At 69.9% G+C, this 7,610-nt stretch carries 7 protein-coding genes; 2 read left to right on the top strand and 5 right to left on the bottom strand.

Translation table 11 applies throughout. The annotated features are described in order from the left end of the window. Positions 1 to 3: 3 nt before the first annotated feature. Genes ACFWFI_RS38725 through ACFWFI_RS38715 form a run of 3 tightly spaced genes read right to left on the bottom strand, consistent with a single transcriptional unit; the run spans position 4 to position 2,885 of the window. Entirely contained in the window at positions 4 to 1,206 is a 1,203-nt protein-coding gene (locus ACFWFI_RS38725) for a dipeptidase (RefSeq protein WP_387399931.1), read from the bottom strand. A gap of 6 nt (positions 1,207 to 1,212) precedes the next feature. Next, positions 1,213 to 1,749: a 5-(carboxyamino)imidazole ribonucleotide mutase gene (purE, locus tag ACFWFI_RS38720; RefSeq protein ID WP_387399928.1), complete on the bottom strand. Its 537-nt coding sequence runs from the start codon at positions 1,747 to 1,749 to the stop codon at positions 1,213 to 1,215. Next, on the bottom strand, positions 1,746 to 2,885 hold the full coding sequence (locus ACFWFI_RS38715; RefSeq protein WP_387399927.1) for a 5-(carboxyamino)imidazole ribonucleotide synthase: 1,140 nt from the start codon (positions 2,883 to 2,885) through the stop codon (positions 1,746 to 1,748). The genes purE and ACFWFI_RS38715 overlap by 4 nt, the downstream gene beginning before the upstream one ends. Before the next feature lie 169 nt (positions 2,886 to 3,054). Here ACFWFI_RS38715 and ACFWFI_RS38710 point away from each other — a divergent pair, with 169 nt between their 5' ends. Further along, entirely contained in the window at positions 3,055 to 3,573 is a 519-nt protein-coding gene (locus tag ACFWFI_RS38710) for a GtrA family protein (protein WP_387399924.1), read from the top strand. A gap of 47 nt (positions 3,574 to 3,620) precedes the next feature. Here ACFWFI_RS38710 and ACFWFI_RS38705 read toward each other — a convergent pair whose 3' ends face one another. Then, positions 3,621 to 4,889 carry an ATP-binding protein gene (locus tag ACFWFI_RS38705; RefSeq protein ID WP_387399922.1) on the bottom strand — a complete coding sequence of 423 codons (1,269 nt, stop codon included), beginning with the start codon at positions 4,887 to 4,889 and terminating at the stop codon, positions 3,621 to 3,623. A gap of 14 nt (positions 4,890 to 4,903) precedes the next feature. Next, on the bottom strand, positions 4,904 to 5,581 hold the full coding sequence (locus ACFWFI_RS38700; protein WP_099177243.1) for a response regulator transcription factor: 678 nt from the start codon (positions 5,579 to 5,581) through the stop codon (positions 4,904 to 4,906). A 491-nt stretch (positions 5,582 to 6,072) separates the two neighbouring features. On the opposite strand from ACFWFI_RS38700, the gene ACFWFI_RS38695 reads away from it, so the two are divergent. Continuing rightward, a complete protein-coding gene (locus tag ACFWFI_RS38695) occupies positions 6,073 to 7,563 on the top strand; it encodes an oligopeptide:H+ symporter (RefSeq protein WP_387399919.1) in 1,491 nt (496 codons plus the stop codon). Positions 7,564 to 7,610 lie beyond the last annotated feature (47 nt).

The following is a 7,610-nucleotide window of genomic DNA, read 5'->3' as shown; positions in this document are numbered from 1 at the left end:
GGATTACTCCGCCGGGCCGTCCAGCTCGTCGATCGTCGCGTGGGACGGGCCGACCCGGGCACTCAGGTCACGGGACACCGCTTCCGCGTCGCGCAGGACCCGTACGGCGTTCTGCCACGTCAGCTTGGCCACGTCGGTCTCCGACCAGCCGCGCGTGAGCAGCTCCGCGATCAGGTGCGGGTAGCCCGAGACGTCCTCCAGCTCCAGCGGGAGGAACGCCGTGCCGTCGTAGTCGCCGCCGATACCGATGTGGTCGATCCCGGCGATCTCGCGCATGTGGTCGAGGTGGTCGGCGATCGTCGCCACGGTGGCCATCGGGCGCGGGTTGAGCGCTTCGAAGTCCGCGTGGATCCGCATGGCGGCCGGGGTGGTGTCCAGATGGTGCAGGCCGTGCTCCCGCATGTTGCGGTCTGCGGCGAGCGTCCACTCGACGGCCGCCGGCAGGACGAACTTCGGTACGAAGGTCGCCATGGCCACGCCGCCGTTGGCCGCGAGCATCCGCAGTACGTCGTCCGGGATGTTGCGCGGGTGGTCGCAGACCGCCCGGGCGGAGGAGTGCGAGAAGATGACCGGCGCGACGGAGGTCGCGAGCGCGTCGCGCATCGTGGTGGCCGCCACGTGGGAGAGGTCGACCAGCATCCCGACGCGGTTCATCTCGCGTACGACCTCACGGCCGAACTCCGAGAGACCGCCGACGCGCGGGGAGTCGGTCGCCGAGTCCGCCCAGTCGGTGTTGTCGTTGTGGGTGAGCGTCATGTAGCGGACGCCCAGGGTGTGCAGGGCTCGCAGGGTGGCCAGGGAGTTGTTGATGGAGTGGCCCCCCTCGGCCCCCATCAGGGAGGCGATGCGGCCCTCGGCGCGGGCCTTCTCCATGTCGTCCCCGGTCAGGGCACGGCGCAGGTCGTCCGGGTAGCGGGTCAGCATCTCGCCGACCACGTCGATCTGTTCCAGCGTGGCGCTCACCGCGTCGTCACCGGCCAGATGGGGCGCGACGTAGACGGACCAGAACTGGGCACCGACGCCGCCGGCCCGCAGCCGCGGAATGTCGGTGTGCAGGGTGCCGGTCTGGTCCTGGGAGATGTCGCGGGCGTCGAGGTCGTAGCCGACCTGCTCGCGCAGGGCCCAGGGGAGGTCGTTGTGGCCGTCGACGACGGGGTGGTCGGCGAGCAGGAGACGGGCCCGTTCGAGGTTGCCAGGAGTGGTCACGGAGCCCTACTTCCCGAAGCCGAAGGAGTCCGCGCCCTGGGTCTTGGCGCGCAGCCGCTTGCCCTTCTCCGTCGCCTGGTCCTTGAGCTCCTGCTGGAAGTCCTTCATCCGTGCCAGCAGCTCGCCGTCGTGGGCGGCGAGGATACGAGCGGCGAGCAGGCCCGCGTTACGGGCGCCGCCGACGGAGACCGTGGCCACGGGGACGCCGGCCGGCATCTGGACGATGGACAGCAGGCTGTCCATGCCGTCGAGGTACTTCAGCGGGACCGGGACGCCGATCACGGGCAGCGGGGTGACGGAAGCGAGCATGCCGGGCAGGTGTGCCGCTCCCCCCGCCCCCGCGATGATCGCCTTGAGACCGCGGTCCGCCGCCGACTCGCCGTACGCGATCATCTCGTGCGGCATGCGGTGGGCGGAGACGACATCGACCTCGTAGGGGATCTCGAACTCGCCGAGGGCCTTGGCGGCCGCTTCCATCACGGGCCAGTCGGAGTCCGAACCCATGACGATGCCGACGACGGGGGCGGAGCCTGGTGCGGTCATTCGGTGATCGTTCCTCGCAGGTAGTCGGCCGCGTGCCGGGCGCGCTCCCGCACGTCCGCCAGGTCGTCGCCGTAGGTGTTGACGTGGCCCACCTTGCGGCCGGGCTTCACGTCCTTGCCGTACATGTGGATCTTGAGCTGCGGGTCGCGGGCCATGCAGTGCAGGTACGCCTGGTACATGTCCGGGTAGTCGCCGCCGAGGACGTTGGACATGACCGTCCAGGTGGCGCGCGGGCGGGGGTCGCCGAGCGGGAGGTCCAGGACCGCCCGCACGTGGTTGGCGAACTGCGAGGTGACCGCGCCGTCCTGGGTCCAGTGCCCGGAGTTGTGCGGGCGCATCGCGAGCTCGTTGACGAGAATGCGGCCATCGCGCGTCTCGAAGAGCTCGACCGCGAGGTGGCCCACCACGCCGAGCTCGGCCGCGATCCGCAGGGCGAGCTGCTGGGCCTCGCCGGCGAGGCGTTCGTCCAGGTCGGGTGCCGGTGCGATGACGGTGTCGCAGACCCCGTCGACCTGGATGGACTCGACGACGGGATAGGCGACCGCCTGGCCGTGGGGCGAGCGGACGATGTTGGCCGCCAGCTCGCGGGCGAAGTCGACCTTCTCCTCGGCGAGGACGGGGACACCGGCCCGGAAGGGCTCCGCGGCGTCCGCCTCGGAGCGGACCACCCAGACGCCCTTGCCGTCGTAGCCGCCGCGGACCGTCTTGAGGATGACGGGGAAACCGCCCACCTCGCCGGCGAAGGCCGCGGCGTCCGCCGGGTCCGCGACGATGCGGTGGCGGGGGCAGGGCGCGCCGATCTCCGTGAGCTTGGCGCGCATCACTCCCTTGTCCTGGGCGTGCACCAGAGCGTCGGGGCCGGGGCGCACGGGGATGCCGTCCGCCTCCAGGGCCCGGAGGTGCTCGGTCGGCACATGCTCGTGATCGAAGGTGATCACGTCGCAGCCGCGTGCGAAGGCGCGCAGTGTCTCCAGGTCGCGGTAGTCGCCCACGACGACTTCGCCGACCACCTGGGCGGCCGAATCCTGGGGGGTGTCACTGAGGAGCTTGAATTTCAGGCCGAGGGGGATGCCCGCCTCGTGGGTCATACGGGCGAGCTGGCCGCCGCCGACCATGCCGACTACAGGGAACGTCACGTGTCCAGGGTATCGGGCGAGCGGGAGGTCCCCTCACCCTCTCCCGCCGGGCCCCGGCCGCTCCGGGAAGGAAGCCTCGTCACGCCCCCGGGCTCACAGGCATCACACGGGAGGGCTGGTTAGCATGGCCGGGTTGACGAAACCGACTGGACGGGGCTGAGCGATCACCATGAGCGAACGGGGCGCACTGCGGACCCGGCTTGATCTGCTGGCACGGGAGGTCGCCAAGTTCGGCGCGGTCGGCGCACTCGGGCTGGTCGTCAATATCGCCGTCTCCAACCTGATCTGGCGCACCACGGACATTCCGGTGGTGCGGGCCGGGCTCATGGGGACGGTCGTCGCGATCCTCTTCAACTACGTCGGCTTCCGCTACTGGACCTACCGGGACCGCGACAAGACCGGCCGGACGCGGGAGCTGATGCTGTTCCTGCTGTTCAGCGCGGTCGGCGCGGTGATCGAGACGGGCGTGCTCTACGCGGCGACGTACGGCTTCGGGTGGAACAGCCCGGTCCAGAGCAACGTGTTCAAGATCCTCGGCATCGGGATCGCCACGCTGTTCCGCTTCTGGTCCTACCGCACCTGGGTGTTCAGGGCGCTGCCCGCCAAGGAGGCCGTGCTCAACGCGGAACGATTTCTGGAGCAGCGGCGACCCTCCGACGAGGTAACACCCGGCCCCGTGCCCCACTGACGCGCGGACGGCACTGATCGCTCCGGGCCGCCCGGTGTACGGCTCTCTCAGCGCACCGGGCGCACGGATTCCTTGCGGCTCGGCACGACCCGGCTGAGGAAGAGGGCGAAGACCGGAGGCTGCTGCTGGAGCAGTTCGAGCCGGCCGCCGTCGGCCTCGGCGAGGTCGCGGGCCACGGCGAGGCCGATTCCGGTGGAGTTGCGGCCGCTGATGGTGCGCTCGAAGATCCGCGCCCCGAGGTCGGCGGGGACGCCGGGGCCCTCGTCCGTGACCTCGACGACGACCTGGGTGCCGGTGACGCGGGTGCGCAGCGCGACCGTGCCGCCACCGTGCATCAGCGAGTTCTCGATCAGGGCGGCGAGCACCTGGGCGACGGCGCCGGGGGTGCCGACGGCCTCCAGCCCGTGCTTGCCGGAGCAGACGACGGCTCGGCCCGCGCTGCGGTAGGCCGGGCGCCATTCCTCGAGCTGCTGCTTCACGATCTCGTCGAGGTCGAAGACGACGGCGGAGCCGGTGCGCGGGTCACGGGAATTGGTCAGCAGCCGCTGCACCACGTCCGTGAGCCGCTCGACCTGGGTGAGCGCGATGTTCGCCTCCTCCTTCACCGTCTCCGGGTCGTCGGTGACGGAGATCTCCTCGATCCGCATGGAGAGGGCGGTCAGGGGCGTACGGAGCTGGTGCGAGGCGTCCGCGGCGAGGCGCCGCTCCGCGGTCAGCATCCGGGCGATCCGTTCCGCGGAGGAGTCCAGGACGTCGGCGACCCGGTCCAGCTCAGTCACCCCGTACCGCTTGTGCCGGGGGCGCGGGTCGCCCGATCCGAGGCGTTCGGCGGTCTCGGCGAGGTCGGTGAGCGGGGAGGTCAGCCGGTCGGCCTGGCGTACGGCGAGGAGTACGGCGGAGATGATGGCGAGCAGTGCCACGGCTCCGATGATCAGCAGGGTCCGGCCGACCTCGCGGGTCACGTTGGAGCGGGACTCCTCGACGGTGACCTTCTCGCCCTGCTCCCCCGTCTCCGTGCTGCGGATGGCGTTGCCGTCCGTGGGGCGCTCGCCGACCTCGATGGCGTCCCGCCCGGGGATCTCGACCCGGGCGTAGCGGCTGGGGTCCACCTGCTCGGCGAGCACCTGGGGGGTGATCCGTTCGGCGCCGAGCAGTCGGCTCTCGACGACGCTGATCAGCCGGAAGGCCTCGGCGTCGACGCTCTCCTGGGCACTGTTGCTGATGGTGCGGGTCTCGACGATGACGAGGGAGACGCCGAAGACGGCGATCACGACGAGCACCACGGCGAGTGTGGAGTTGATCAGTCGGCGGCGCATGAGTGTTCTGTACGTCAGCTCTTCTCGAACCGGAAGCCGACGCCCCGGACGGTGGCGATGTAGCGCGGATTGGCCGCGTCGTCGCCGAGCTTCTTGCGGAGCCAGGAGATGTGCATGTCGAGGGTCTTGGTGGACGACCACCAGGTGGTGTCCCAGACCTCACGCATCAGCTGGTCGCGGGTGACGACCCGGCCGGCGTCCCTCACGAGGACCCTGAGCAGGTCGAACTCCTTGGCGGTGAGCTGGAGTTCCTCGTCGCCCATCCAGGCCCGGTGGGACTCGACGTCGATCCTGACGCCGTGCGTGGCGGGCTGCGGGGCGGGCTCGGTGGCGCCGCGCCGCAGCAGGGCGCGGACCCGGGCGAGCAGCTCGGCGAGGCGGAAGGGCTTGGTGACGTAGTCGTCGGCCCCGGCGTCCAGGCCGACCACGGTGTCGACCTCGTCGGCCCTGGCGGTCAGCACCAGGATCGGCACGGCGTGGCCGTCGGCCCGCAGCCGCCTGGCGACCTCGAGGCCGTCCATCCCGGGCAGCCCCAGGTCGAGGACGACCAGGTCGATGCCCCCCTGGAGTCCGGCGTCGAGTGCGGTCGGACCGTCCTCGCGGACCTCGACCTCGTAACCCTCACGACGCAGGGCGCGGGCCAGTGGCTCCGAGATGGATGCGTCGTCCTCGGCGAGCAGTACACGGGTCATGCAGTGATGGTAGTCCGCGCAGGACCCCTGGGGTGAGGCGCTGGTCAGGCCCTGCGGGTCAGGGCCACGAATCGGTCATCCCCCTTTGAATATGGGACTGTGGTTCCACGTACACCTGTGATCCATGTCTCAAGTCCTTCCATATCCCCACGTGTCGTGTCGTATGGTTGCTCGACGCCTGTTGAAACGCCGAAGGACCTTTGGCCAGCTTTTCGCGCCAAGGGTCGCTTTTGTGTACGGGCCGGTTCCCGCCGGCCCCGACCAGTGAATGACCTGTGGGCCGGGCCCGGAGCGCGAGGACGCGCACCGGGCGTGGATCCCGGAGCGGTCTGTCCCACGACCTCGCCCCCCGAACTCCCTACGGAGCGGGCGGCCGGATCGGATCCCCTCGAGGCGTCAGGGGGTGGGGCTCATCCGCCCCGGTGCCGGCTACCCCCCACCGGGCGCGTACCGCTCACGAGGCGACGCGTCCCGACCAGCAAGGATCGACCATGGCGTCCAGCCTGACGAAGGACTCGGCCAGTACTTCTGGTTCGGAGAAGACCTTCTTCGGCCACCCCCGCGGCCTGGCCACTCTCTTCATGACGGAGATGTGGGAGCGCTTCAGCTACTACGGCATGCGCGCCCTTCTCCCGCTCTACCTGATCGCTCCCAACGGGCTTCACATGAACCCCGCCACGGCCACGGCGATCTACTCGGTCTACCTGTCGCTGGTGTACCTGCTCGCCATGCCCGGCGGCTGGTTCGGCGACCGTGTCTGGGGACCCCGCAAGACCGTCGCCATCGCGGGCGGCGTCATCATGCTCGGCCACCTGACGCTGGCGCTGCCCTCCGAGGGCACCTTCTTCGCCGGACTCGGCCTCGTCGCCATCGGCTCCGGTCTGCTGAAGTCCAACATCTCCACGATGGTCGGCCACCTCTACGACGGCCCGGACGACCCGCGCCGTGACGGTGGCTTCACGATCTTCTACATGGGCATCAACGTGGGTGCCTTCGCGGCGCCGCTGGTCATCGGCACCGTCGGCGAGAACGTCAACTGGCACCTGGGCTTCGCCCTGGCCGCGGTCGGCATGGGACTCGGTGTCGTCCAGTTCCTGCTCGGCACCCGCCACCTGAACGAGCGCAGCCTCGTGGTGCCGAAGCCGCTCTCCGCCGACGAGCGCGCGTCCACACTGCGCAAGTCGATGATCTGGCTGGGCATCGCGGCCGTCTTCTACATCGGCACGGTCGTCACCGGCGTCTACACGCTGAACTGGCTGCTGGTCCCGATCACGATCGCCGGCCTGATCATCCCGGTCATGGTCCTGGTGCGCATCAAGCGCGACAAGGAGCTCAGCCAGACCGAGCAGAAGAAGATGTCCGGCTACATCTGGTTCTTCGTGGCCGCCGCCATCTTCTGGATGATCTACGACCAGGGCGGTTCGACCCTGGCGATCTTCGCCGACTCCTCGGCGGAGAACTCGGTCCTCGGCTGGGACTTCCCGGTCTCCTGGTACCAGTCGGTCAACCCGGTCCTGATCATGGCGCTGGCCCCGGTCTTCGCCGCCTTCTGGATGGCGCTGAACCGGCGGGGCAAGGAGCCGAGCACGGTCGTGAAGTTCAGCTCCGGTCTGGTGCTGGTCGGTGCGTCGTTCTTCCTCTTCCTGGCGCCGCTGACCATCGCGGGCGACGGTCACAAGGCCGCGGCGATGTGGCTGGTCGCGATCTACTTCGTGCAGACCGTCGGCGAGCTGACACTGTCCCCGGTCGGCCTCTCGGTCACCACGAAGATGGCCCCGGCCAAGTACGCCAGCCAGATGATGGGTGTCTGGTTCCTGGCCGTGACCGCCGGTGACTGCACCACCGGCCTGCTCTCCCTCGCGGGTGTCGAGCTCAACGGCACCGGAGTCGTCGCACTCCAGGCCGCGCTCGCCGTCCTCGCGGGTGTCGCGATCTTCATGTACCGCGGCAAGGTCAAGACGCTCATGGGCAACGTCCGCTGACACGGACCCCGCCCGCATGACTCAGGGCCCCGCACCGATAGGTGCGG

Source organism: Streptomyces sp. NPDC060209 (assembly GCF_042728155.1).
Classification (GTDB): Bacteria; Actinomycetota; Actinomycetes; order Streptomycetales; family Streptomycetaceae; genus Streptomyces.
The sequence above is the reverse complement of the archived record's forward strand: the minus strand, read 5'-3'. Positions and strand labels throughout refer to the sequence as shown.